The following is a 25,613-nucleotide window of genomic DNA, read 5'->3' as shown; positions in this document are numbered from 1 at the left end:
AAGATACAATTAGGTACTTTACGTTTAACGTAAACAAAGTTGTTGAAAATTCATATGATAGTTTCACGTGGCTCACACAATCAACGGATTATTTTTGGGCGATGGATATTGTGAATATCAATCATCAATAGGAATTCATGTACAAGTTTGTAGTGGAGTATTTTAAAGATAATCCAGAAGATTACTTGTGGTTTGATGATGCTGAGTGGTGCTACAAGGCTGATGATATCTTTAGACTAAGTCAAAGACCTTATAACCCTAAGTGGTGTAGTGAAAAAGTTATTTGAGTTAAGAGGGATGGAGAATGAATGAGTATCTCATCTTTTATCGTATTTGAATGTATAAATGCAACACGTGATCTGAAAATGGATTAGTATGAATTCATTTTTCTTCGTGTACATGAAAGTAAACATAAAATAAGAGAAGGGCTGTGTCGTATTGAAAGGTAAAGTAACCAAAAGATTAATAGCGATTTTCGTAGTTTTAACATTGTATTTAGCCAGTACAAATCAGATGTATGCAGCATTTAACGAATTAAGTTTAGAAGAGCATGGAGGGTTGCAGCAGGAATGGATACATACGTTTCCGAAAGAAATTGATTATCTGAGCTTTGATCTGGGTTACACTCCACTAGACATTGTTAATCGTGCTGCTCAACTTGTGATGTTAAATCCCGCCAAGGTATCTGGTAATAACTTCAGCCTATACACGATAAATAAGAAGACAGGGAAACTAGCTTGGACATATGACATTAAAAATAAAGTGAAGAATTTTTACCCTCTGAATCATACTTGGTTCTATAACGGAAGCGGCAGTATATTCTATCAGTATTCTACGAATCGCGGAAAAACGTTTAACATTCTCAGTTTAGATGGGAAAGGAAAGCGTCTATTCGAGAAGAAGGATATAGGTTTCTCCAATATCTATCCGTATAAAAATGGAATTGTTCTGCAACAAACGGATAGTCTTAAAGATCAATCTCGTTTTATTACATTAAATTCCAAAGGAATAACGACAAGCGAAACGGTATTAGGTTATAAAACGAAGGTATTGAATTCCGGTTATGTACTTCATTTTAAAGGTGAGAATAAAATCGAGGTTTTCAAAGATGTAACATCGTTGAAAAAGCCATTATTTACGATAAACACTCAAAAGTTTAGTGGATTCTACGCTACGAAGTATCATCAATTAAGTGGCGGTACACTGATTATAGAATATGCTAGAAACAATTCAGATGGTGGACAGAAATTAATGGCTTATGGATTGAATGGTAAACTCAAATGGGACACCGTGCTGGATAGAAACATGAGCATGTCTACGCACTCAACCGGAAGTAAACTTTTAATTGATAACCAATCTGAACACAATTTCACGGTGTACGACCATAACTTCAAAAAGCTGTTTTCACATGATTACGAAGGAGAGCTTAATGCTAACCATTTAATGAGCTTCTATCGTAACGATGGCTATATTGAGTACATTGACTTTGGAACCATTAATGGCAAATGGGGAGAGAGGTATACACTAATGAAAGATAATGGAGACATGTTGCTTAGTACATACTTTGTTTTAGATGATGTGCATAAGAGTAACTTCACATATGACGCGTCTGAAAATGTGGTCTATCGTACCGTGGTTAGCGACGGCCAATATCATCTGATCAAATACAAGATAACGAAGTAATCGTTGGTGTTACATGGATCCGAGAAACATCTAGATGAAATTTCACAACTGAAATTTTGAAAGACTTAAGGCACTTCTACCACATAAACGTAGAGGTGCTTCTTACTATAAAATCCAAGGAGAATATTTCGCCATGATCTTTAAAAAACGGATTTTCAAGATCGGTTGCTGCCTTGCGTTTGTGATCTTGCTTGTTCTAACCTACAGTTTCTATAGAGAAAAAAGAATGTATGAACAATACCTGACCTCGAATATCCGTCAAGATCTGGTTGATATGAAAAGTGCGATTATCACGAATGATCGTATGTTTAACCGCATACTGGAGGATGGCAAAATCATAAACGAGATGGTTGAGGACGGAGAGCAGGCAAGGCAAGTCTATTACGGTCTAATAGATATGATGCAAATCATCAATAAATATAACTTTATGAATCTCACTTTAAGTCAGGAAGCGAATTGGCTGGCTAAACCTGCGCCGTTATTTATCAATCATATAGAAGTAGGAGACATATGGCCGCAGGCGCTTCGCCGGATGCAGATGACATTCGAAAGGCTGGATATCAGCAATTATCCTGTATCCGCTGAACTAAAAGACAGAATACAGGACTACCAGGAGTTAAATCATCGGTGGTTGAATCTCGTCGGAGACTTTGAAACGACAGTGATCGAAGAGAAGGACTGGCCTCAGATCCTATATGATCTGGAGCAAGAGACACGATCTTATTTTAAGGCGAAAAATGTTGATTTCGTGGAAGATGACGTTTGGAGAGATGCGTTGAATCCCAGGTACGATTAAAGAAAATAAGGGTGGAATAGGTAAGAGGGAGGACTATAGCAGAAGCTGTAGTTCTTTTTTATTGGGCTGTGGTCATAGTTATTCGCACACTCTCCGCAATTACTGAAGACATAGTATAGGGCATATATACTGTGGTTTACTGGCCTAAGGAGGGTGGCGACTTTGAAGCATACGAACAAGGTGAAAACGACTCTTCACTCATTAAGAAAGAGACATTCTTCAGCTAAACGCTGTAATAATATTCCGAGAAAACGTAAGAAACGGTATGCGATACGTAAAGCTTTGGGAAGAACAAAATGTGCTTGTAAGCAGCGTGTGAGACAAAAGAAGGTATCCCGCAGACACAGAAATAGTACATTCACTCCTCCCGAAACACAGGGACTGATCTCACAACAAGGTTCCCAAGGCCTGGCAGGCCCGCGGGGTGAGCAGGGGGAAGCAGGCAGTTCAGGAGTACAAGGTGTCGCTGGTCCTCGCGGCGAACGCGGTGAACCGGGAAGAGCGGGAGCCCACGGCCTGATTGGCCCTCAAGGTGTCGCAGGTGAGCAAGGCCCCTCTGGAGTGCAGGGACCTGCTGGTCCTCGTGGTGAACAAGGCGAACCGGGAAGTCCGGGAGCTCAAGGTCTGGTTGGCCCTCAAGGTGTCGGCGGTGAGCAGGGGCCTCCCGGAGTGCAGGGACCTGCTGGTCCTCGTGGTGAACAAGGCGAACCGGGAAGCACGGGAGCCCAAGGTCCGGTTGGTCCTCAAGGTGTCGTCGGTGAGCAGGGGCCTCCCGGAGTGCAGGGACCAACGGGGCCTCCGGGTGAGCAAGGCCCACCGGGCAGTGTCCCCGGAATTCAGATCATTCCTACATCAGACCGCTACTTTTATTTTCCTGACACTGATTTGGATTTGTCGAACTCGCTTACGGTTGCTGCTGCTGAATTTGTTAATGATGAGGGAGGAAGCATATCTCAATTTGCAGGGATCGGCATGACGAGTTACTACAATCTTTATATTAATGGGATCGTACAGCCTGGCAATTCGTATGTGTTAACTGCGGATGGTTTATTCATTCCATCTCAAATCGGTGTCCTGTTTGCTGAAACACCTGTCATTATTGAAATTGTTCAATTAACGGCGGTGATCCTTAACAATTGAAAATGGTTATATTACCTCTTACCTCTGCCTTCACTACTCTCAAATCTACTACATATACTATGTCAGGTAGGAGGTGAGAAACATGCCGCTTGTTACACCATTTCAGAACAGTTTGAGATTTGCTGCGACTATTGGTGATGGAACAGGAACCGGAGCAACGTTTGCCATTGCTGCGACAGCTTTTACAGACGATGCAGGTACGGCCGCAACAGCTTTTCCAGGCACGTTCAATTACTATAATCTCTACATTAATGGCCTTATGCAGACAGCAGACACATCCTCGGTTACCACCACTACACTTACAATCCCGGGTGGAGATGCATTAAATGATGGTACTCCCATTGTTGTACAATTTGTAGTGTCATAAGGATTGGTTGTAGTGATTTAAAAAAAGCATTGTACGGCTTCTATCTGTGATAGAAGCCGTTTTTTTGCCTATAATAATTCAACTTGCAATTGAAAAGTTATTCTATTATTGAGTGATCCGTGTGAAAAATATGTAATGGGCGATAACGATACTAGGGCTCTATTTTCTGATAAGGAGTTTATAGTTTATTCTTGAAGCAAGTAGATTATAGTATGCGCACATGTGCAAGCTTGGCTGCCTGAAGTAGTTACCTAAATACCGAATAGATGAAGGAAAAATGCTTCTTCTGTTCAATTCCAATGTTAATTTGAGTTTGTTAAAATTTAGGTAAAACGACTATGATCAGGTTGGCGGTGGGATGGCATGACACGGATTCAGGTGCACCCGGATGAGCTGAAAAAAACGCCCGTCTGCTGCAGCAGAGTAAACAGCAGCTCGGCAAAATTGTCTATGAATTGGACAAGACGATGTATTTGTTACAATCGGAATGGTCGGGTGTGACCAGCGAGAAGTTTTTTTGGGATTTTATGAATATTAAAGAGCATGTATTTCCCTCTACACTTGGGCTGCTGGATATATTTCAGAATAAGATAAAGAAGACATTAAGTGCATTCAAAAAAGCAGACCATTCAGAAGGGGAAATGCTGCAAATCCCGGAAATGCTGCAAATTCCGGATAAGCTGGAGCCCAATTTTGCTGCGGGATTGATTGATAAAGCCATTGGCGATACGGTTACAGGCATTGGCGAGACCATAGAGGCATTCCTCTATAATCCATTCAGTACATTGGGCAGCCTGGGCTATAATCTGACGGTTGGTAAAATCATCGACGTTGGACGCGGAATAGGATTTGCCTGGGATACCGCGTGGGGCACAGGAACAGCAAGATCCGACATCGAGCAGTTTGTAAACGAGCAGAAAAAACAGCTGGGTCAGGACGAGTCAGGGTACTATAAAGGGGCAGTAGTAGGCCAAGCACTTTCTTATTTTCTCTTTGGCAAGGCTTTGCATTCGAAGGATCATCACGGATCGGGTGGATCAAGTGGGTCATGGGAAAGTAAGAAGGAACCGGAGAAGGGGAGTGGGAAAGAGGGAACGGGTAATACTAAATTACCTAATCGTAAAATAGACAGCCTACATGAAAAGGTTCAAAATGCAAGAGGTGATATTAACAGAGAAATAGAAAAAATAAGAAATTCCGACGAATATAAAGATCTTTCAAAAACACAGAGAGATAAACTTGATAGAAAACTAAGAAAATTAAGTAATGGAAATGTCGCAGTGGCAGATGTGAGTATGCCTGGTATTAAAAAAGAATTTCAAGCACACAGTCAGATCCATTCTGCTGATAGCGTTGGTAGTAATATCGGGGATTTCAGTTATTCTAAAGTTGATAAGTCATTAAAAAGTTATGTAGATGATGAATTTCCAAGATTTAATGACACGGAAGCAAAAATTCTCGAAGATATTGCTTCTCAAATAAAAGACCCTAATGTTAAAGGGCGAATTGATTTGTTTACAGAATTAGATGCGTGTCAAAGTTGTTCCAATCTAATCATGGAATTTAGACGTAAGTTCCCGAATATTGAGTTGAATGTTTATTCTAAAAGTATGAAATAAGGAGTGTTGGACATGAACTTAGCAAGTTATGAATCAATAAAATCATCTATTGTGTTAGACTTTGAGGAATATATTGAGGAAGATGGATTAAATGTAGCACAGGTTTCAGCAAAGATACTCGAAGAAGATTGGAGAATAGTAAACAATAGTTTGTATACTGAAACACTATATTTTGTTTCTATTGCAATAGAGAGTTTGAAATATAAAGAAATTGCTGATTTTATATACTCTAAACTGAATAGTTATTTGGAAAATGATAAATTTGAAGAGCATATCGATAAAAATGACATTGAAATGCTAACGAGAGACATTCAAACATGTAAAAAGTTAATTGATGATATAGAGGGATACAAAATTAGGGAAACAAGTGATTCCGCAAAATCTAGAGTAGAGTATATTCTAGGTTTGAAGGTAGATTAATAATTTCAATAAAATAAGGGTGAGACTGTCCAGTGCGAATGAACCACCCATTATTCAACTAATAATAAACCTTTGTAATACTCATATTAAGATTTCATCATTTCGGTTATACACGCATCAAGTGCTTTAATTCTATACCATAAATAACGCTATCCTGATACAGCAAGCAAGTTGATTATGATCGGGTATCATCATGATTTTGTTTTCGAAACAATTGAACAATACATTGAGGATGTACAGCCGAATGTAGATGTTTTAGATATGAAGGTGATCAATGGACAATACCATCTTTGGATGAGTGGACTATGGAATCATGAGCCTTCATCCAAATTTCATCCGGTGGAAATAATGAAGAATGTAGGAATCCAAGCCCCCGGCTCATACGGTATGCTCTATGTGTATAATGATGAACACCCAATACATTTTAATGAGTTTAATGTATATGTTCTTAAAAGAGGTAATGTTGAAGAAAAACATGACCCATTTTTGTCACCATTAACACCCGTTGTAACCGATGATTCTGAATTTTAGTATTAAACTCATTTTAGAAATTGATTAAATGTTTATCTTCTTTTCGGTGTAAAACTAAATGATAATTCCGATTCAAAAACAGGTTGATTATGGTGAGATAACACCTTTCTTGACCTGTTTTTCTTTTATTCTATGCAGCTGGATGGTATCTGGTTAGAGTGCATATTTAGTTCCAATCTAATGATGGAATCCTGGGCGGTGGGCACACTCACCACATGTACAAAAGAAATAGTATGGGCATATATTGTGTTTACTGGCTTTAGGAGAGTGGTGAATCTGAAGAATACGAGCAAACTAAAAACAACTCTTCACTCCTTAAAAAACGAGACATTCTTCAACAAAAACGCTATAACAATATCCCGAGAAAGTGTAAGAACCGAATCTGTGATAGGAGCCGTTTTTTTGCCTATAATAATTCAACTTGCAATTGAAAAGTTATTCTATTATTGAGTGATCCGTGTGAAAAATATGTAATGGGCGATAACGATACTAGGGCTCTATTTTCTGATAAGGAGTTTATAGTTTATTCTTGAAACAAATAGAGTATAGTATGCGTACATGTGCAAGCTTGGCTGCCTGAAGTAGTTACCTAAATACTGAATAGATGAAGGAAAAATGCTTCTTCTGTTCAATTCCAATGTGAAATTGGTTTTGTTAAAATTTAGGGATAACGACTATGATCAGGTTGGCGGTGAGATGGCATGACACGGATTCAGGTGCACCCGGATGAGCTGGAAAAAAACGCCCGTCTGCTGCAGCAGAGTAAACAGCAGCTCGGCAAAATTGTCTATGAATTGGACAAGACGATGTATTTGTTACAATCGGAATGGTCGGGTGTGACGAGCGAGAGGTTTTTTTGGGATTTTATGAATATTAAAGAGCATGTATTCCCCTCTACACTTGGGCTGCTGGATAAATTTCAGAATAAGATAACGGAGACATTAAGCGCATTCAAAAAAGCAGACCATTCAGAAGGGGAAATGCTGCAAATCCCGGATAAGCTGGAGCCCAATTTTGCTGCGGGATTGATTGATAAAGCCATCGGCGATACGGTTACAGGCATTGGCGAGACCATAGAGGCATTCATCTATAATCCATTCAGTACATTGGGCAGCCTGGGCTATGATCTGACGGTTGGTAAAATCGTCGACGTTGGACGCGGAATAGGATTTGCCTGGGACACCGCATGGGGCACAGGTACAGCAAGATCCGACATCGAGCAGTTTGTAAACGAGCAGAAAAAACAGCTGAGTGAGGATGAGTCAGGGTACTATAAAGGAGCGGTAGTAGGCCAAGCCCTCTCTTATTTTCTATTTGGCAAGGCTTTGCATTCGAAGGATCATCACGGATCGGGTGGATCAAGTGGGTCAGGGGAAAGTAAGAAGGAGCCGGAGAAGGGGAGTGGGAAAGAGGGGGATGCCAGCACTGTTCAGACACAAAAGGGAATAATTAAGTCTTTTAAACATTTGACTGAATTTGAGAAAAATACTCTAATGCAAAGAGCACGTGATGGAGTTATTAGTCCTGAAAAATGGACAGGAACTATATCAGGCGTGAAAGAGTTTAAGAACGTTGATGAATTTAAAATAGCTGATAGGTGGCTCCGAGAAGGGAAGAATGTGGAAAAGTTAGCTGATGTTAAGGGAAAGGATGGGAACTTAGTTCCGGGTGCTGACTTTAATGTAGATGAAGTAATTATTGAAGCAAAAACAGCTAAAAGTAGAAATATAAATACCACTTCTAAAAAAGCCATTGAGGCAATCAATAGACAAGGAGAAAATGTTGTAATAGACGGTAGAGAGATTGGATATACGCTTGAGGATGCAAAACGGATTATAGAAATAATCAATAGAAAGACGGGAGGAAAAGGAAATACAGAGATTTGGATAAATGACGGATCCGTTATTAAAAATTAATAAAAGGAGATGGAATAAATGGCGTCTTTTCAATGTAAATGTGGATTCGTACTTTCAAATAGTCAAGCACCCGACGAGGTAACTATTTGGGCTTATACCGATCGTGAGTGGGATGAAATTACGAGTGATATTACAGATATTATAGATTTACCTAATCCAAGAAACAGTGTATGGCGTTGTCCTAATTGTGAAACGATCTATGTGTTTGACGAACAAAACAAGTTAAAGAAAAGATATATACTTGATCCAGAATTATAACCATTTTTGTTGTCTCCATTAATACCCGTTGTAACCGATGATTCCGAATTTTAGTATTAACTCATTTTAGAAAATAATTAAATGTTTATCTTCTTTTCGGTGGAAAAAACTAAATGATAAATCCGATTCAAAAACAGGTTGATTATGGTGAGATACCACCTTTCTTGCCTGTTTTTCTTTTATTCAATGCAGCTGGATGGTATCTGGTTAGAGTACGTATTTAGTTTTAATCTAATGATTCAATCCTGAGCAGTGGACACAATCTCCACATGTACAAAAGAAATAGTATAGGGCATATATATTGTGTTTACTTTCAGGATAGGTTACAGGAGACAGCAAGTTTATTCAGAAGCACAGACAGTTCAGGAGAGGAAGTCCTTCGGCTGCCAGAAGAGCTGGGGCCGAGTTTTACCACGGGATTGATTGATAAAGCCATCGGCGATACGGTTACAGGCATTGGCGAGACCATAGAGGCATTCCTCTATAATCCATGCAGTACATTGGGCAGCCTGGGCTATGATCTGACGGTTGGTAAAATCGTCGACGTTGGACGCGGAATAGGATTTGCCTGGGATACCGCATGGGGCACAGGAACAGCAAGATCCGACATCGAGCAGTTTGTAAACGAGCAGAAAAAACAGTTGAGTGAGGACGAGTCAGGGTACTATAAAGGAGCGGTAGTAGGCCAAGCCCTCTCTTATTTTCTCTTCGGCAAGGCTTTGCATTCGAAGGGTCATCACGGATCGGGTGGATCAGGTGATGGCAAGAAGGAGCCGGAGAAGGGGAATGGGAAAGAGAGGAAGGGTAAATTCAATGATCGAGTAATAACAAAAACGAATAAAGGTATGGAAGTTGAATTTGTAAATCCGCACGGTAACAAAATAAAGTGGGTTGAACAAAACCCTAAGAATATTCCAAATGCAATTGAAAGTGCAAAGAATAGTTCAAACTCTGGAAAGGCTATCGAAGGAAAAGTTGGTGATTATGTACTGCAAAAAACAGATGCTATAGGATTTGGCTTAAAATTAGAAGATGTAACAAATAAGAAGATAGCAGGCGATATAGATGTTTTAACTAACAGACAAATTATTGAAGTTAAAAAGTCATTTTCGGCTCTTGATATGAAACAAATTGATAAGTATACAAATCCTCAAAATCCTCTGTTTTTTAACTATGAGGGTAAAGAAGTTATTGTTTATATTGATGAAGCTTTAGATATGTCTAATTCTAATGTAATCAATACAATTCAAGAATTAAAAGGCAAGGATGTAACAGTTGTGAATTCTTTAGATGAATTAGGAGGGGTATTGAAATAATGGGGATTTCAACTTTTGTATTATTTAGGCAAGGAGAAAGTATCTCGGCAGGCGATTTATTAAAAAATATTAGAGAAATATCTATTAATTACGGGCTCTACTTTTCTAACAATTATGACGAGTATGATCAAACTGGAAAATTAAAGTTTTGCTCAATTTATATTAGTGACATTCCGTTTGAAGACAATTATTCAAGGCAAATATCTTGGAATTTGTATGATGAGCCTTATAAATTTCAAAACGTAGACTTTAATTGGGATGATTCCAAAAGCCAGTATTTTAAGGCATTAGTATCTGAAGACTTCTATGAGAATGAAGATTTATTATTTAAGATACTTTATGGAATTCTAAAAGTATATCCGTCTGCAAAAGTATGGATTGAAGATAACTGGTTTTATACAATAGAAGATTTAGAAAAAATTAAAAGTAAACCATTTGACAATGAATGGTGTTATAATGATCCAAAAGATTTCACCCGAGATTAAATTGCTTTCATAAGACAGGTCGATTATGGTCAGATACCACCATGATTGACCTGTCTTTTTGTTATACTTCCAGGTGACTCATCTAGTTAGAGCAAATGTTTTCCTCCAGTGTAAGAGACGTAGATTAGCATATAAAAATACATAAAATAAATTACATCTGACAATGTGGTCTGTATCTACCGTAATTTTTATGATGGTATACCATTAAAAAGATATTTTTAAAAACCGTGTCACACGAAGAGCTGAATTGGTGTTATACCGTGTGAAGATGAGGGGGTGACTATTCTGGACAGGCTGAGCACGAAATATAGAACAGAACTAGAGCAGATCGAGATGTTGGTCAGGAGAACGAAAGAAGGAGATAAAGAGGCTTTTGATGAGATCATCAGGCACTTTGAAAAACCGATGTATATCTATTGCTATCATATGCTTAGAAGCAAAGAAGAAGCAGAAGATGCTCTTCAGGAAATTTTCATCAAGGTCTATGAACGAATCAAGAAGTATCAACCCACAGTTTCCTTCTCAGCTTGGGTATATAAAATCGCATACCACTATTGCTTGAATCAGATTAGAGGCAAAAAACGCTGGTATAAGTTTTTGGAGCGCTATAAACATGTTCAAACCCATACTCGAGAGAATGAGAGTACTCTCCTATTCCAAGATCAGATGAGACTGCTAACAGCGGAGGAGAAACATATCGTACTTCTTCGAATTATTTATTTTTATAACTTTAATGAGATTAGCGAGATGATGAACCTCAAGCCAGCTACAGTCCGCAAAAAATACGAGCGCATTCGCAAGAAGCTACAAGTTGAGAATATGGACGAAGGAGGGACACAGCATGCATCGTTTGCCAAATTCAACTAACCCCTTGGAATTTAAACAGGTGGAACGAGAAATTCTGGGAACGGAAACGCCAGAGAATAGCTTCAGCGGACAGATCATTCATCGTATTGAAGGGAAAGAGAGAAGTAAGTTACGAGTTAGGCGAGGATTTGTTAGAAAAACGGGCATTACAGCTGCGGTGTTAGCTTCAGTGATTTTGTTTGGTACGTTCCTGTCTCCCGCTATGGCTAAAGTCATGCAGAACCTTCCATTATCTGAGCATGTGAGGATGTTCGTTACGCAATTAGGTCTGAATAGTGAGGATATTTCCTCGCAAGCGAGCTTTGAGAACATTCAAGATGAGGAATTCAAATACCAGTTATTACACATGTGGAATGAAGCTTTTCAAACCAATCGTGATCAAGTGGATCACATTAAATTTTTCCACCCTTCGGAAAGTGAGATTATTGTCCAAATGAGCGATGAGACGGGTGCCTTGTACATAAGCAATGGACAGTGGACCCATGCTAAGCAGCGTGTTGAGGAACATGAGGTTCCCGAATCTGTAAAAACGGCTGCTGATCAGGCTATGGACAGGGTAGGCGATCTTGGAGATAACATTCGATCCGTTGAACATAAAATTCTACAGCCTGGACATAAACCTATGTACACATTCTGGTATACAACGAAGCAAGGAACCATTGAGATGGATGTGGAGGAGGGGACGAATCGTATTATTCGCTTGTTTGCCGAGCCTCTATCGGAACGGTTTTATAAAATCAATAGTACGGACGACCGACGTTTACTTGTCGAGAAAACGAAGGATCTGGAGCTTAGCCGGTTGCAAAAAAAGGCAATGGAGCAAGCTAAAGTGTGGATGAATCTGGACTTGTCGGATTATGAGGTGGTTCGCCCGGACTCTCCGTTCAATATGCTGAAGTTTACCAAAGACGGCTTCCCTACGGTGAACGCATCCTTCACTTCAGAAGCGGTATTCTATTACTTCGAAATTCAGTAGTTTAATTATGATAAGAAAAGAGGAAGATCTACATGACAAAGATGACAAAAACCAAAATAATTCTGCCTATTTTAGGTGGGATGCTGCTGTTCGGGGCGGCTGTAGTCCCGAATTGGGGTGTGCTATATGCAGCTCCAAAGAAAGATAACAGTACCACTAAGGTTACTGATGCTCAGCAAAAGGCTCTGGAAATCGCTAAAGCCAAAATCAAGGAGATTACCGGAAATGATTATGAAGTTGTTGCCGCTGGGAATGACAAAAGTACTAAGAAATTCAAAACTAGAAACAATAAATCTGACAGTATTTTAGTATCTTCCAAGGGTGAGATTGCTCATTTGTCTCTAACCTTCAGCTACAAAGACTTGAAAGAGACAAAGCTCAAGGAGCAGCTGGACAAGGCATGGACCGAGCTGTTCCCGAATGAAGATGAATCGCTGCAAAATGTCACTGTTAATATGTTCACAGGCATGGCTACTGAGGTGAAGGCTTCGAATTCCAAGGGAATGATCGGTTTGCAGGACGGAAAGCTGATATATGGAGGTTGGTATGCGAAGGAGAAGGAGATATCACCGGATGCGCTAGAGGCAGCGGATCAAGTCTTTAAACGCATTGGTAAAGGGCTTACTAAAACCGGACGGGACTTAAAGGTTGTAGTAAAGAGACCGGGCGAGTCATCGGTGTATGGCTTTGAATATACGACAAACAAGGGAAAGGTGCGGATAGACATTGAGGAGAAATCGCTCTTACCGGTAAGAGTTAGTATGGATGAGAACATTCTGTCCAACGGCAAGAAACCAGAGTACGAAGCCGAGCAAAAGAAGATTAAAAGCCTCGATATCAACAAATTGGGTAAAGCAGCAAAACAAGAGGCCAAGACCATGATGAAGCTGGACCTGAGCGGGTACAACGTTGCAAAAGATAAAAATCGAAATGATGTACTTGTCTTTACCAAGAAGGGAGCGCCAGAGGTGCAGATTAGTTTCACAGGCAATGGCTCTTTCCACACGTTCTTCATCTCGAAATACAACAGCATTGTGCTACCTACAGACCCTGTAAAGCTGTGATACACATTTAATAAGTAGTCAAGGATCCCCATGCTAACCACTGTGGTTTGAATTCGAACTTATACTTCAGTATAAGTCCGGAAATTTTATAAAAACCAAAATAAAAACGATATTAAAAACCGTGTCACACGAAGAGGTGTGTTGGTGTTATACCATGTGAAGATGAGGGAGTGCCATTCTGGGCAGGCTGAGCACGAAATATAGAGCAGAACTAGAACAGATCGAGATGTTGGTTAGGAGAACGAAAGAAGGGGATAAAGAGGATTTTAATGAGACTATCAGGCACTTTGAAAAACCGATGTAAGAAGTATCAACCTACAGTTTCCTTCTAGGCTTGGTCATACCACTATTGCCTTAATCAGATTAGAGGAAATAAACGCTGGTTTAAGTATTCGGAGCGTTATAAGCATGTTCAAAGCTATACTCGATGGAATGAGAGTACTCTTCTAATCCAACATCGGATAAGACTGCTAACAACGGAGGAAAAACATATTGAAGTGCACACCATACAGTGTATACCAAATCAACTAAACCCTTGTAATTCAAGTTGGAGGAACGAGTTATTCTGGGAATGGTACTGAAGAGAAAGCAAGAAGTAAGTAAGGGTTAGGCGAGGATTTGGTAGAAAAACAGGTATTACAGCTGCGGTCTTAGCTTCAGTGAGTTTGTTTGTTGCCTTCGACGGCTTCCCTACGGTGAACGATCCTTCACTTCATAAACGCTGTTCTATTACTTCAAAATTCAGTAGTTTAATCATGATAAGAAAAGAGGATGAAATACATGACAAAGATGACAACCAAAATAATTCTGCCCATTCTAGGTGGGATGCTACTGTTCGGGGCGACTGCAGTCCCAAATGGGGGTGTGCTATATGCAGCTCCAAAGGAAGATAGCAGTACCACTAAGGCTATCGATGCTCAGCAAGAGGCTCTAGAAATCGCTAAAGCCAAAATTAAGGAAATTACCGGAAATGATTATGAGGTTGTTTTCGCTGGAAAAGACCAAAGCACTATGATGTTCAAAACCAAAAACAATAAGTCTGATAGTATTTTAGTATCCTCCAAGGGTGAGATTGCTCACTTATCTCTAACCTTCGGCTACAATGACCTGAAAGAGACAAAGCTCAAGGAGAAGCTGGACAAGGCATGGACTGAGCTGTTCCCGAATGAAGATGAACCGTTGCAAAATGTCAACGTTAATATGTTTACAGGCTTTGACACTCAGGTGAAGGCTTCAAATTCCAAGGGGATGATCGCTTTGGAGGACGGAAAGCTGTCGTATGGGGGTTGGTATGCTAAGGAGAAGGAGATATCACCTGATGCGCTCGAGGCAGCAGATCAAGTCTTGAAACGCATTGGGAAAGGGCTAACCAAAACCGGACGGAACTTAAAGGTCGTAGTAAAGAGACCGGGCGAGTCCTCGGTGTATGGTTTTGAATATACGACGAACAAGGGAAAGGTACGGATTGACATGGAAGAAAATTCACTCGTACCGGTAAGAGTTAGCATGGATGAGAACATTCTGTCAAATGGCAAGAAAGAAGATTATGAAACCGAGCAAAAGAAAATCAACAGCCTCGATATCAATACATTGGGTGAAGCAGCAAAACAAGAGGCTGAGACCATTATGAAGCTGGACCTGAACGGATACAACGTTGCAAAAGATAAATATCGAAATGATGTACTTGTCTTTTCTAAGGAGGGAGCACCAGATGTACAAGTTAGTTTCACCGGTAATGGCTCTTTCCACACGTTTTTCATCTCGAAATACAACAGCATTGTGCTACCTACAGACCCTATACAGCTATGATACACATTTAATGAGTAGTCAATGAATCCTATGTTAATCACTGTGGTTTGAATTCGTTCTTATACTTCAGTGTAACAATAAAAGTCTGGAAATAGCGGGCTGTTTCTAGATCAACTCTTCATATTATGTTGCTTATCCATTGTTTTGTGGCACCCTTTTCGGATTCCGAGGAGGGTGCCATATTTATGTTTGTTTCCTTGATCAAACAACGCATGAAATATTTCACGCGCTGGACGATAATAGAGTAGAGACCTAATTTACCAATACCCAGAAATATCTAGTAAGATCTTTACTACATATCTACAACCATCCTAACGTTCGCGAGGTACATTCATGAAACAAGGCATATATGAACAGCTTATCAACACCATCACCAGGCAGGAGATTTCGGCACTCGACCCAGATGTGTATAACATTGGGACTGAGAAGTTGGATGCAGAGGAAGCGCGCAAGCTGCTGTCTACATATCTGGCGGCCGTGACCCGGCGTGCGCTCAAGATTGCGCGGGAACAGACGGAAGATAAATCGGCAGTGCTGGAGCAGATTCGAACGTGTAATCAGATTATTGCCACCCTGAAAGGCACGCTTGGGGAAGAAGAATACAACGAGTTACAACTGGACGAGCAGGGTGAGGTGCTGACGCATGTGTATTCCAAACTGAACAGTATTCGTGCGGTCCGGGATACCAAAATCGTACGTCCAGATACGCCCATCTCCCAGAGCTCTTTATTCACAGGTGCAAAGTCCGAGCCGAGTATGTTACTGGAGCTGCAAAAGGAGATCGTGACAGCCGATCGGATCGACTGGTTGGTGTCATTTATCAAGTTCAGTGGGCTTCGCCTTCTGCTGGAACAGTTGCAACAATTTACGGCTAGCGGTGGGAGGCTGCGTATCATCACAACCACGTATATGGAGGCAACCGACCTCAAAGCAATTACCGAACTTAGCAAATTACCGAATACTGAAATCCAGATTTCGTATGATAGCAAGGTCACCCGGCTGCACGCTAAAACATATATTTTTCACCGCGATACCGGATTCACCACCGCTTATGTCGGCTCTTCGAACCTGTCCAATCCAGCCCTGACCAGTGGTATGGAGTGGAATCTCAAGGTGACGGAGAAGGATTCACTCGATGTGCTGCGCAAGATTGAAGCGACCTTCGAAAGTTATTGGAATGACCGCGAATTTACGCGGTACATCCCAGAGGATCAGAAGCATGAAGCACAGTTGAGAGCAGCTCTGAATCGTAAAAAAGATCAGTCCAACCACTTCCACCTCGACATCCAGCCCTATGATTATCAAAAGGAAGTGCTGGAACAGCTCGATGCCGAGCGTACACTGTATGGTCGAAACCGTAACTTGATCGTCGCCGCTACAGGCGTTGGCAAAACGGTCATCTCTGCCTTCGATTACAAGCGATTCCGCGCCAGCTATGCGGGAGCCAAGCTCCTTTTTGTCGCACATCGGGAAGAAATTTTGAAGCAAAGCCGGGACACCTTCCGGTATATCTTGAAGGATATGAACTTTGGCGAGCTGCATGTCGGGAGTCACCGGGCGGAGGCATTGGAGCATCTGTTTGTCAGCATACAGAGTCTGAACTCCATGAAGCTGACGGAGATCACCAGCCCAGATTATTACGACTACATCATTGTGGATGAATTCCATCATGCTGCCGCGCCTTCGTACCAGAAGCTGTTGTCTCACTACGAACCACAAATTCTGCTTGGACTTACTGCCACGCCAGAACGAATGGATGGCAAAGACATTACCGCTTACTTCGATCATACCATTGCTGCCGAGATTCGTCTGACTGATGCGATTGATCGGAAGCTGCTGAGTCCGTTTCAATATTTTGGCGTTACCGATACTGTCGATCTGTCCCAGGTGAAGTGGTCGCGTAAAGGCTATGACCTGAACGAATTAGAGAAACTGTATACCCATAACAAAATCCGAGCCAATCAGATCATGCAGAGCCTGAACCGATATGTAACCGATCTGGATGAGGTGAAAGGACTTGGTTTCTGCGTAGGGGTGGACCATGCGTTATATATGGCTAAAGTTTTCAACGCCAAGAGTACAGGTACTTAGTGAAAGCTTTTTATAATAAGGAAAAATCAGGATATTGGACGGATGTATGTATCTTTTACTTCTGCTAACATAGTTAAATCTTATATATTTCGGAGAGAACCCTATGAGTACAATTAAAGTAACACCAGAGCAACTACTACATGTATCTAAACAAATTGAGCAAGGAAGACAACAACTGGAATCAATACGAAGTGACCTTATTGCACGGATCGGTTTCATCGAGTCACAATGGACGGGAGCCACACAGGAACGGTTTTTCTATGATTTTCTGCAATCTCGTCCTGTACTGGATCGTGCACTGGAAAGTATGGTTAAATCTTCACAGGATCTCAAGATCATTGCCGAGAGGTTCAAACAAGCGGATCAGGAACAGGTTAGCGTGGGGGCAGTTGCTGGTTCGATCGCATTGCAGAAAATGGTGTCTAATTCAAACCACAATTCGGATAAAACAGAGTACACGATGGTATATAATACGCAATTCCGTAAAATGATGCCAACGGATAAAGACGGTAATGTAACACCAGAGACACTTCGTGCGTATGAGAGAGATACCGGGTCACTGGACATGAAATCTGCACCTGATGTTGAGCCTGAGGGTGAGGATATCATGCAGTATCAGGTCAATGAATTGAAGAATGGGGTATACCCATTCTCAGGAGAACCCGTTTCCGAGAATAGGGCTAGGCTGCTTATAACCAGCCTGCAAGCCAGTAATATGTTGATGGCTTTTACGGGAATGTATAAAAGGGGCTATAAGGTTCCGAAAAATGGATTGAAGTTATCAAAGGATGTAGTAGCGAAGCCCGGTCACGTTCCCAACAAAACATTGAATGATAACCCTATACTCAGCAAAACGAACAAAGGATTAGAAGTACAATATACTAACCATGCTGGTAACAGAATTGTATGGGTTGAGCAAAATCCTAAAAATATACCTCATGCTATAAATGCTGCAAAAAATAGCCGTGATACAGGTAAAGTTGTTGAGGGGAAAGTCGGTGAATTTGTAGAAAGTCATGTTGGGGTAACTGGATTTGGAGTGGAAGTTAAAAATGTGGATAATAAATTAAGAGTTACGGATCTGGATGTTGTTACAAACTCGCAAATTATTGAAGTGAAAAAATCAGCGGGAGCAGTGAAAATAGACCAAATCGATAGACTCGTGGATATAAATCATAAAGAGTTTTTTAATCATAATAAGAAGGAAGTTGTTTTATATATTGACGCACCGCTGGAAAATACGGGTCCAATTGCATCTGGGAAAATCGATTATGCAAAAAGTAAGGGCGTAAAAGTAGTTAACTCGTTGGATGAATTAAGGGAGGTACTGAAATAATGGCATCGGCTTTTGTATTGGTAGAAGAGAAAAGTAATATATCCATAGATCGTTTGGTGAAAGATATACGACAAGTTTGTCTGGAATCAAACCTGCAATCCATTGATGGAATTCAAGATGTAGATTCAGAACAGAACATGAAACATTGTGCCTTGGGTATTTCACGTCCAAACCAACAAGATTCAGACAGTAGTGTGGCGAATGATATGATTAGAGTTGATGTTTATGATGAACCTGCCGTACATCAATACAGAGAATTGGAATGGAGAGAGGATGGGAAGATATACTTTAACACACTTATTATTGATGAGGTTTATCAAAATGAAGAGGTCACGCTAACCTTTCTGTATCATTTTCTTGCGAGACACCCACAGATGATAGTTTGGATAGAGGAAGATTGGGTGTATACATTGTCTGATCTGGAGAGAGCTTTGAAAACTTCTAATCTGTCTGATTGGTGTTATGTGAACCCGAACTCCTTATAGGTAACACGAATTTCGAAGTAGGCCCATATCGACTTCTAAACGAGTAGCTATGGGCTTTTTTACTTTTCATCCGCTCCCACCACTTTACAAAATCCACCTCTCTCCATCCATGGCAAATGGTATAATGGCAAAAAGGGAGATTCTGGCGTGGTGCTGGAAAGCTTCCACAGTAGAGAGGATGATATACCACATGCCTACATACAACAAATTGGTGCGGGACAAAATTCCGCATATTATCACATCCAGCGGTAAGGAGTGCCGGACGCGCATTCTGGACCCGGAGGAATATAAGCAAGAATTGAGAACAAAGCTGAGTGAAGAGTCGGAAGAATACTTGAGTGCAGGAAGCAATCAGGAAGCGCTGGAGGAACTGGCAGATATGCTCGAAGTGATCCGGGCGCTGGCAGAGGTACATGGAGCTAATGCGGCGCAGCTGGACAAGCTGCGTGCAGATAAAGCCGAGGCACGCGGAGGATTTCAGGAGAGAGTGTATCTGATCGATGTCGACGAAGCTTAATGTAAAACTCATTACCGACAATCTGGCCGATGAACTTATTACCCGGATGCAGCATGCGTCCGGGATTTATATTATGACGTCTTTTATTATGCAATCTGGAGTCAAGCTGCTTGCTCCGCATTTGAAACGAGCGGCGGAACGCGGGGCAGAGGTACGGATGCTCGCGGGAGATTATCTATATATCACACAGCCTGAAGGATTACGGGCGCTCTGTGAAGTTGATTCACGAATCGAAGCAAGGCTCTGGCGAAGCATGGGTACTTCTTTTCACCCGAAAGCGTATCTGTTTGATCATGAACATGGAGAAGGCATGTTGATTGTTGGCTCTTCGAATTTCTCATTCACGGCATTGAAAACGGGGTATGAATGGAATCTGGCCATGAATGCGGAGGCAGAGCCGTATACGTTTCAGTCGGCTTTGGAGAAGTTCATGCAGAGTTTCTATCACGAGACTACTTTGCCAGTGAACCCGGATTCCATCGCGTTGTACGAGGAAGAGTACCGGCAGTATCACCAGAAGAACCCGGAGATGATCCAGCGGATCACCGAGATGGAGGAAGCGGAGTTTGGTACGAGGCTGCCAGATGAGGAGACTGAACAAGAGCCTGCTGTCTTGTCTCTTTTGCCTATTCAGCCGCGATTTGCTCAGTTAGATGCGCTTGAAGCATTGAACGCCACGATGGAGGAGCAGTATGAAAGAGCCATGGTCGTGATGGCTACGGGACTTGGAAAAACCTATTTGGCGGGCTTTTTCGCCCAAAGGTTTGAGCGAATTTTGTTCATAGCTCACCGGGAAGAGATTCTGAATCAGGCGAAAAAATCATTTCAGCAGATCATGCCTGAGCGGAGCCATGGGATATATAACGGCAAACAAAAGGATGGAGAGGCAGACTGTGTGTACGCTTCGATCTATACACTGAGTTTGCAACGACATCGGGATGTGTTTGCGGCTGATGCCTTTGATCTGATCGTGGTGGATGAGTTCCATCATGCGGCGGCGAAGACGTATATGAAGGTCATTGAATATTTCCGTCCGCAGTTTCTGCTGGGGATTACGGCAACCCCGGATCGACTAGATGGTAAGGATGTATATGCACTGTGTGACGGGAATGTCGCGTACCAGATGCATTTTATCGAAGCGATTCGTCGAGGGTGGCTGGCGCCATTCCAGTATTACGGTGTATTCGACGATACGGATTATTCGCAGATTCGCTGGATCGGCACCAAATATGATGAAGAACAGCTTATGTCCGTTCAGCTGCAAGAGGAGCATGTGGAAACGATCTATGTGGCTTGGATGCGGCATAAGCAGACGAGAACCATCGGTTTCTGCTCATCCATTCGTCAAGCGGACTACTTGGCTGCGTATTTCCGCAGTCAGGGGGTGAAGGTGCTTAGTCTGCATTCACGTACATCGGAAATGTCGCGTGAGGAAGCCATCCGGCGGCTGGGTGCGGGTGAACTGGAAGTTGTGCTGACCGTAGATTTGTTTAACGAAGGAACGGATATTCCTAGCGTAGATACGCTACTTTTCGTGCGTCCAACCGAGTCGCTTACGGTATTCACCCAGCAGATAGGCCGTGGGTTGAGGTTAGCGGAAGGGAAGTCACACTGTGTTATCATCGACCTGATCGGGAATTACCGCAATGCGGATGTGAAGCTTAGCCTGCTGGACGTGCGTGGAGACGAGGAACGTAGTGGAAAAGCGCTGGACTCGGCTATACCGGAAGTTCCGGATAACTGCGGCATTTATTTGGATACCCAAGTGGTGAATCTGCTTCAGGAGTTAAGCCGCAAGCGGATGCCACGCCGCGAGAAATTGTATCAGGATTTTCTAAACGTCAAACGTGAGCTCGGTCGCATCCCGACTTATCTGGAGCTTCATCTTATGAGTCAGTCTAAAAGTATTGGATACCGGAGCGAATTTGGCTCATATGTCGGTTTCCTTTACTGGGCGGAGTTGTTATCCCCAGCTGAGGGGGAGATATATGTTCGGCACGAGGCATGGCTGCGAGATGTAGAGAAGACGATCATGAACAAAAGCTATAAAATGGTCGTGCTGCTCTATATGCTGGAGCGAGGCGAGGCGCACTGGATGGAACCCATCACACCGGGTGAAATGGCTGAATTTTTCTATACTTATCTGACGGAAAAGGAGTATCGGAAACGAAAGGACTTCTCGGATAAAGGTAAGGTCGCACTCACGGAATGGAATGAGAAGACGGAGAATGAGATCAAAGATCTGATTATTGATATGCCCATGTCCAAGTGGAGCGGGGCAAAGGGAAGTATGACGCGGTTCGAAGATGGCGTGTTCTCGCTGAATGTAGAAGTGCAGAATTCGGAGGAAAGAGCAGTGTTATATCACTGGACACGGGAAATATGTCTGTATCGGTTGCATGCCTATTTTGAACGAGGGAATCCCTAATTATATATATTGATGAGATATAAGTGGCAGTGAAGCGGTGACAAAATGGGCTTCGTTGCTGCTTATGTTTTTATGATGAAAATTCGATTGAAAACTCATTTGAATCATTATTGGAACAATTGCTTCAATAACTCCAGGCAACCATTAAGGAGACTACAACATGGTGGATTCTCTTAGAAAAGTAAATTCGTTAGTACAGAAGAGAGGGAACTTACATCCTGATGATCCGGCAATTCAGTTAATGTGGCATGACTTGGTGAATTTGCTAAAAAGCAATGAGGAAAGTGCGATTGCATTTTTAGAGCAAAGTAAGGAAACGGAATTGTATTGGTTATGTGAGATACTTGAAGATTTGTCTGCGAAATTTCAGAGTCAAGCATTCATACATTGTTTGTTAGAGCTGCAAAAGAAATATCCCGACCTGGATATGGAGCAAGATATCGAGTACGCGATTCAATCCATAGAAGAATAACGGATTGGAGTGAGATGAAGAGAGTACAGCTTAAAGATACAGTAACATTACAAACCAATTTATCATTGGATCGAAGCTATATCGTATATGAAATAGAATCTACGGCTTCAGGAAATACGTATTATAGAATTGAAAATGATGCGAAGCAGGTTGTTCCGTATGATTCAACTTTATTTGTTTTAGTTTCAGATAAGTTATATGGTGAATGGACGGTCTTAAACAAGTCTAATCAATTATCTGCCAGAGTTCCCGGAGATTTCGCTTATATCCCATTTTGGGAAGAGTTTTATAGTGATGATCCAAGGGCTCTCCGCGCTTTTAGACAAGTTAAGGCCAGATTTTATCTCGCAGAATTAGAAGCGTTCGAAATTAAAGATATTCTGAAGAGTAACAACGAAGATGAGATTTACTTTGTTTTTAATATGTTAATACACGCGAAGTGTGACATGTTCATATACGAAGTAATTCAGTTCGCCAAAACCAGGCTGGTAGAGCATACCTATTCAGAGGATGATATGTTGATAACTGCATTCGAGTATTTGAGTTTATTCAAAGAAGAACATATCCACGCATTTTTTATAGACCACTTGACCAATATTGAGCTTGGAAATGATAAACAAACAAAAATTCTGAGTAATTACTTTGCTTCATAACATAAATGGAAAGTAGATATAGGGGAAGTGGGAATCTGCTAGAGGTTGGTGGAGAGGATGTCAAAGAGTATTTATTTAAAAAACAAAGATGAGTTATTACCAGAGGAACTTATGGCTTATACATTGGCCAAATTAGGATCTTACGCATGGAGTAGGACAGAGATGTACAAACCAAATCGGATGTATGAGCGGCCTGCTGGTTTTTATTTCAGATTTCACAATGCCGATCAGGTTTACGAACAATTAAAGGCATGTATTAAGGAGTTCAAAGGTAACTTGAAATGGATAATTCATGTAAGTCCTGTAACCAGACATCAAAATTATGTTGTTGAACCTGCTGATGTATATTATGCAAAACAAGCCGAGACATATCAGGTAAATATGGAGTTGCGGGATGTGCTTCAAGCGTCGTATGAGGACATCTGTGAACTGGCAATTCAAGATATTCCTTTATTATGCAACCATATTGAGCAATGGTTTGAGCTGGAGCATAAACAACTCTATCCACCCACCATACCGAATTAGTGAGTAGGGGGAGATTCTTTTGTCACCTAAAGTAGTTCTGGACGTAATGATTTTTACTGGCCAAAGGAGTTTTGGACATGGGAAAGTATGTATCTGTTAGAGGTTGGTTAGAGTGTGATGAGAATACAGTTAATGAAGTGAAAAAGATAAGAGATGATTTCATAGCGAGTTCTAATGAAGGTCTACTAGAAGAAGATAAATTGGTACTGTATCAGTCGGGCTGGACATTCCCGGAGAGGCAAATTAATTGAACAGCCTATGTATTTTATGGGGCAGATGTCAGAGAGTATCATCTTGATTTTATGAAAAAGCAGCTTTCTGAGATGGCTAACATTCAAGATGTAACAGGATATTTTTTGATCGATGATCATGATGGAGATTATCATTTGTGCTGGCAGATATATGAGAATAAGATTGTTGAAAGTGAACAGCAGAATATCGTATTCAACAAATAAATAAGTATAAATCAAAGGCCCGCCTCAACTTCTATTAGAGGAGTTATGGACTGTATGCGCGGATAGGTATTAAACATAATCAAACTAAGAAAAGCTTATCTAACTTCGTCTTGGCGAAGCAGATAAGCTTTCTTTAAGTGCATTTCAAGCAAATCAATCTCTACTCCTTCGCAGCCGGAACCAGCGTTTTAGCAATGCGAAGCAGCTCTTCATCGGAAATGTTACCTTTAGCGTCTCTCAGCATGTAATGATAAGCATACTTCGTTTTTGGATCTTCATATACCCATATGAACTCTGATGACTCGCCGCTATACTTCCGCTGGATGACATCCTGCCCGTTAATTTTAATCTTATGACTGGTGACTTTCAGGCTATCTTGATACGAGGCAGTGACTGTACCGGTGTCCTGACTGTTCAGAATGTCCAGAGCAACTTCCTTTTTACCGCTGGTGTAAGTCAGGGTGGTGAGCCAGAACTCGTCTGTAAAAGGAACAGGCATCAAGGCGTAGTCTTTTCCTGAAGCCTGAGCTTCCAGAAGAAGCTTGGCGGCGATGTCTTGTTTTTCCGTCTCCGAGAGCTTGTTGAGGTCCATACCGTGTTCCATGTGCACCTTTGCCTTTTTGAACGTATAGTTTTCTTTTCCTTTGCCAGCAATCTCTTTAGCTAGAGGTTGGCCCGGAACTTTAACCATCTTTTGCAGGGTGGTGAAACTTTTAATAATATGAGAATTTGCTTTCAGGTAGAGTTCCTGATTCGGATTATTAGGCACGATGTAGATGATCGCTGCTTCACCTGGTTTAATCTGATCCACCCAGATGTTATTCATGAGACGGATTCTTTTGTCATCGTCTTCGGTACGATTAGATTCTACGTGGGTCATTGGTTTTTCTTGAAAAAGTACATCTCCGTTACCGTTGGTCAGAGACTGGTATTTCACGGCAGCAAATCCGGTTGACGCGGTCAATAATAAACCTAGAGCAAGCAGTAAACTGACTTTGTATTTCACGAAAAATCTCTCCTTTGGTTTTGGCTCTACTTCAAGATAAATTTGGCTCATTACTCGGTGATGCAGTGCAGTATCTACGGGTTCGACTCTTTGAAATCGGGATTTCAGGTCGTGCCCGGGGTCCAAGTGCTCCAATGGTCTTTCCCTCCTAACTCAGGATCAGATAACATCTTGTGCTTCCCCCCTTCTTACACTTGGTATAACGGAACGGTGTACTGAAGATGTGACAATTTAATCATTAAAAATTGAAATTTATGGTTTTATATTTAAAAATAGATAAAAATGTCGTCTGCAGAATGTTTATAAGTGTAAGGACACCAGCAAGAATGATCGCGGTACCGCCAGCTAATGAAGAGTGAAGGATTAGATTTAGAAGTAGATGGAGATAAAAGTAGATG

The 25,613-nt window shown here is 41.4% G+C and carries 25 protein-coding genes and 1 pseudogene; 25 read left to right on the top strand and 1 reads right to left on the bottom strand.

The annotated features are described in order from the left end of the window. The first annotated feature begins 438 nt into the window (after nt 1–438). The 25 genes and pseudogenes from ABXS70_RS21210 (at nt 439) to ABXS70_RS21090 (ending at nt 24,209) form a co-directional block, all read left to right on the top strand. Nucleotides 439–1,683 (top strand): hypothetical protein, encoded by a 1,245-nt coding sequence (locus ABXS70_RS21210; RefSeq protein WP_366290646.1) that lies wholly within the window; start codon nt 439–441, stop codon nt 1,681–1,683. Between the two features lie 133 nt (nt 1,684–1,816). Next, nucleotides 1,817–2,479, top strand: coding sequence for a hypothetical protein (locus ABXS70_RS21205; protein WP_366290643.1), 663 nt, complete (start codon nt 1,817–1,819; stop codon nt 2,477–2,479). A 162-nt stretch (nt 2,480–2,641) separates the two neighbouring features. Then, nucleotides 2,642–3,619 carry a DUF4183 domain-containing protein gene (locus ABXS70_RS21200; RefSeq protein WP_366290640.1) on the top strand — a complete coding sequence of 326 codons (978 nt, stop codon included), beginning with the start codon at nt 2,642–2,644 and terminating at the stop codon, nt 3,617–3,619. Between the two features lie 82 nt (nt 3,620–3,701). Continuing rightward, nucleotides 3,702–3,986: a DUF4183 domain-containing protein gene (locus ABXS70_RS21195; protein ID WP_253496935.1), complete on the top strand. Its 285-nt coding sequence runs from the start codon at nt 3,702–3,704 to the stop codon at nt 3,984–3,986. A gap of 497 nt (nt 3,987–4,483) precedes the next feature. Then, a complete protein-coding gene (locus ABXS70_RS21190) occupies nt 4,484–5,605 on the top strand; it encodes a deaminase domain-containing protein (protein ID WP_366290637.1) in 1,122 nt (373 codons plus the stop codon). A 12-nt stretch (nt 5,606–5,617) separates the two neighbouring features. Then, nucleotides 5,618–6,025: a hypothetical protein gene (locus ABXS70_RS21185; RefSeq protein WP_366290634.1), complete on the top strand. Its 408-nt coding sequence runs from the start codon at nt 5,618–5,620 to the stop codon at nt 6,023–6,025. 177 nt (nt 6,026–6,202) lie between these two features. Beyond that, nucleotides 6,203–6,556 carry an Imm7 family immunity protein gene (locus ABXS70_RS21180; RefSeq protein WP_366290631.1) on the top strand — a complete coding sequence of 118 codons (354 nt, stop codon included), beginning with the start codon at nt 6,203–6,205 and terminating at the stop codon, nt 6,554–6,556. Nucleotides 6,557–7,257: 701 nt separating this feature from the next. Next, nucleotides 7,258–8,472 carry a WXG100 family type VII secretion target gene (locus ABXS70_RS21175; RefSeq protein ID WP_366290628.1) on the top strand — a complete coding sequence of 405 codons (1,215 nt, stop codon included), beginning with the start codon at nt 7,258–7,260 and terminating at the stop codon, nt 8,470–8,472. Nucleotides 8,473–8,490: 18 nt separating this feature from the next. Further along, nucleotides 8,491–8,730 (top strand): hypothetical protein, encoded by a 240-nt coding sequence (locus ABXS70_RS21170; RefSeq protein ID WP_366290625.1) that lies wholly within the window; start codon nt 8,491–8,493, stop codon nt 8,728–8,730. 269 nt (nt 8,731–8,999) lie between these two features. Next, complete coding sequence (locus tag ABXS70_RS21165) at nt 9,000–10,046, top strand: hypothetical protein (protein WP_366290622.1); 1,047 nt, start codon at nt 9,000–9,002, stop codon at nt 10,044–10,046. Further along, nucleotides 10,046–10,531: a hypothetical protein gene (locus ABXS70_RS21160; RefSeq protein ID WP_366290619.1), complete on the top strand. Its 486-nt coding sequence runs from the start codon at nt 10,046–10,048 to the stop codon at nt 10,529–10,531. Before ABXS70_RS21165 ends, ABXS70_RS21160 begins: the two co-directional genes overlap by 1 nt. 276 nt (nt 10,532–10,807) lie before the next feature. Further along, the gene (locus ABXS70_RS21155; RefSeq protein WP_366290616.1) at nt 10,808–11,398 is read left to right on the top strand and encodes a sigma-70 family RNA polymerase sigma factor; all 591 of its coding nucleotides are present in this window, start codon (nt 10,808–10,810) and stop codon (nt 11,396–11,398) included. Next, nucleotides 11,373–12,374 carry a hypothetical protein gene (locus ABXS70_RS21150; protein WP_366290613.1) on the top strand — a complete coding sequence of 334 codons (1,002 nt, stop codon included), beginning with the start codon at nt 11,373–11,375 and terminating at the stop codon, nt 12,372–12,374. The genes ABXS70_RS21155 and ABXS70_RS21150 overlap by 26 nt, the downstream gene beginning before the upstream one ends. 32 nt (nt 12,375–12,406) lie before the next feature. Further along, the gene (locus tag ABXS70_RS21145) at nt 12,407–13,438 is read left to right on the top strand and encodes a hypothetical protein (RefSeq protein ID WP_366290610.1); all 1,032 of its coding nucleotides are present in this window, start codon (nt 12,407–12,409) and stop codon (nt 13,436–13,438) included. 780 nt (nt 13,439–14,218) lie between these two features. After that, nucleotides 14,219–15,247, top strand: a complete 1,029-nt coding sequence (locus ABXS70_RS21140; protein ID WP_366290607.1) for a hypothetical protein — start codon at nt 14,219–14,221, stop codon at nt 15,245–15,247. A 333-nt stretch (nt 15,248–15,580) separates the two neighbouring features. Continuing rightward, nucleotides 15,581–17,317, top strand: a pseudogene (locus tag ABXS70_RS21135) (DEAD/DEAH box helicase family protein); the annotation flags it as partial. A 124-nt stretch (nt 17,318–17,441) separates the two neighbouring features. After that, nucleotides 17,442–18,674 carry a WXG100 family type VII secretion target gene (locus tag ABXS70_RS21130; RefSeq protein ID WP_366290604.1) on the top strand — a complete coding sequence of 411 codons (1,233 nt, stop codon included), beginning with the start codon at nt 17,442–17,444 and terminating at the stop codon, nt 18,672–18,674. Next, entirely contained in the window at nt 18,674–19,159 is a 486-nt protein-coding gene (locus ABXS70_RS21125; RefSeq protein WP_366290601.1) for a hypothetical protein, read from the top strand. Before ABXS70_RS21130 ends, ABXS70_RS21125 begins: the two co-directional genes overlap by 1 nt. A gap of 190 nt (nt 19,160–19,349) precedes the next feature. After that, nucleotides 19,350–19,676: a nucleoside triphosphate pyrophosphohydrolase gene (locus tag ABXS70_RS21120; protein WP_366290598.1), complete on the top strand. Its 327-nt coding sequence runs from the start codon at nt 19,350–19,352 to the stop codon at nt 19,674–19,676. Further along, nucleotides 19,660–22,104: a DEAD/DEAH box helicase family protein gene (locus ABXS70_RS21115; RefSeq protein WP_366290595.1), complete on the top strand. Its 2,445-nt coding sequence runs from the start codon at nt 19,660–19,662 to the stop codon at nt 22,102–22,104. Before ABXS70_RS21120 ends, ABXS70_RS21115 begins: the two co-directional genes overlap by 17 nt. A gap of 160 nt (nt 22,105–22,264) precedes the next feature. Continuing rightward, nucleotides 22,265–22,576 carry a hypothetical protein gene (locus tag ABXS70_RS21110; protein WP_366290593.1) on the top strand — a complete coding sequence of 104 codons (312 nt, stop codon included), beginning with the start codon at nt 22,265–22,267 and terminating at the stop codon, nt 22,574–22,576. Between the two features lie 14 nt (nt 22,577–22,590). Next, nucleotides 22,591–23,229, top strand: a complete 639-nt coding sequence (locus tag ABXS70_RS21105) for a hypothetical protein (RefSeq protein WP_366290590.1) — start codon at nt 22,591–22,593, stop codon at nt 23,227–23,229. Nucleotides 23,230–23,286: 57 nt separating this feature from the next. Beyond that, nucleotides 23,287–23,754, top strand: coding sequence for a hypothetical protein (locus tag ABXS70_RS21100; RefSeq protein ID WP_366290587.1), 468 nt, complete (start codon nt 23,287–23,289; stop codon nt 23,752–23,754). Between the two features lie 77 nt (nt 23,755–23,831). After that, the gene (locus ABXS70_RS21095) at nt 23,832–24,005 is read left to right on the top strand and encodes a hypothetical protein (RefSeq protein ID WP_366290584.1); all 174 of its coding nucleotides are present in this window, start codon (nt 23,832–23,834) and stop codon (nt 24,003–24,005) included. Between the two features lie 72 nt (nt 24,006–24,077). Beyond that, on the top strand, nt 24,078–24,209 hold the full coding sequence (locus ABXS70_RS21090; protein ID WP_366290582.1) for a hypothetical protein: 132 nt from the start codon (nt 24,078–24,080) through the stop codon (nt 24,207–24,209). Between the two features lie 160 nt (nt 24,210–24,369). On the opposite strand, the gene ABXS70_RS21085 is transcribed toward ABXS70_RS21090, so the two are convergent. Beyond that, the gene (locus tag ABXS70_RS21085) at nt 24,370–25,215 is read right to left on the bottom strand and encodes a DUF4367 domain-containing protein (protein ID WP_366290579.1); all 846 of its coding nucleotides are present in this window, start codon (nt 25,213–25,215) and stop codon (nt 24,370–24,372) included. Nucleotides 25,216–25,613: the final 398 nt, after the last annotated feature.

It is taken from the genome of Paenibacillus sp. AN1007 (genome assembly GCF_040702995.1).
Lineage (GTDB): Bacteria > Bacillota > Bacilli > Paenibacillales > Paenibacillaceae > Paenibacillus.
This window is presented reverse-complemented; position numbering and strand designations above follow the sequence as displayed.

Excerpts from the sequence above, each read along its gene's own strand:
- ABXS70_RS21205 (WP_366290643.1), top strand. The coding sequence starts at position 1,817 with ATGATCTTTAAAAAACGGATTTTCAAGATCGGTTGCTGCCTTGCGTTT.
- ABXS70_RS21195 (WP_253496935.1), top strand. The coding sequence starts at position 3,702 with ATGCCGCTTGTTACACCATTTCAGAACAGTTTGAGATTTGCTGCGACT.
- ABXS70_RS21185 (WP_366290634.1), top strand. The coding sequence starts at position 5,618 with ATGAACTTAGCAAGTTATGAATCAATAAAATCATCTATTGTGTTAGAC.
- ABXS70_RS21180 (WP_366290631.1), top strand. The coding sequence starts at position 6,203 with ATGATCGGGTATCATCATGATTTTGTTTTCGAAACAATTGAACAATAC.
- ABXS70_RS21175 (WP_366290628.1), top strand. The coding sequence starts at position 7,258 with ATGACACGGATTCAGGTGCACCCGGATGAGCTGGAAAAAAACGCCCGT.
- ABXS70_RS21170 (WP_366290625.1), top strand. The coding sequence starts at position 8,491 with ATGGCGTCTTTTCAATGTAAATGTGGATTCGTACTTTCAAATAGTCAA.
- ABXS70_RS21165 (WP_366290622.1), top strand. The coding sequence starts at position 9,000 with ATGTACAAAAGAAATAGTATAGGGCATATATATTGTGTTTACTTTCAG.
- ABXS70_RS21160 (WP_366290619.1), top strand. The coding sequence starts at position 10,046 with ATGGGGATTTCAACTTTTGTATTATTTAGGCAAGGAGAAAGTATCTCG.
- ABXS70_RS21150 (WP_366290613.1), top strand. The coding sequence starts at position 11,373 with ATGCATCGTTTGCCAAATTCAACTAACCCCTTGGAATTTAAACAGGTG.
- ABXS70_RS21145 (WP_366290610.1), top strand. The coding sequence starts at position 12,407 with ATGACAAAGATGACAAAAACCAAAATAATTCTGCCTATTTTAGGTGGG.
- ABXS70_RS21140 (WP_366290607.1), top strand. The coding sequence starts at position 14,219 with ATGACAAAGATGACAACCAAAATAATTCTGCCCATTCTAGGTGGGATG.
- ABXS70_RS21130 (WP_366290604.1), top strand. The coding sequence starts at position 17,442 with ATGAGTACAATTAAAGTAACACCAGAGCAACTACTACATGTATCTAAA.
- ABXS70_RS21125 (WP_366290601.1), top strand. The coding sequence starts at position 18,674 with ATGGCATCGGCTTTTGTATTGGTAGAAGAGAAAAGTAATATATCCATA.
- ABXS70_RS21120 (WP_366290598.1), top strand. The coding sequence starts at position 19,350 with ATGCCTACATACAACAAATTGGTGCGGGACAAAATTCCGCATATTATC.
- ABXS70_RS21115 (WP_366290595.1), top strand. The coding sequence starts at position 19,660 with ATGTCGACGAAGCTTAATGTAAAACTCATTACCGACAATCTGGCCGAT.
- ABXS70_RS21110 (WP_366290593.1), top strand. The coding sequence starts at position 22,265 with ATGGTGGATTCTCTTAGAAAAGTAAATTCGTTAGTACAGAAGAGAGGG.
- ABXS70_RS21105 (WP_366290590.1), top strand. The coding sequence starts at position 22,591 with ATGAAGAGAGTACAGCTTAAAGATACAGTAACATTACAAACCAATTTA.
- ABXS70_RS21100 (WP_366290587.1), top strand. The coding sequence starts at position 23,287 with ATGTCAAAGAGTATTTATTTAAAAAACAAAGATGAGTTATTACCAGAG.
- ABXS70_RS21095 (WP_366290584.1), top strand. The coding sequence starts at position 23,832 with ATGGGAAAGTATGTATCTGTTAGAGGTTGGTTAGAGTGTGATGAGAAT.
- ABXS70_RS21090 (WP_366290582.1), top strand. The coding sequence starts at position 24,078 with ATGGCTAACATTCAAGATGTAACAGGATATTTTTTGATCGATGATCAT.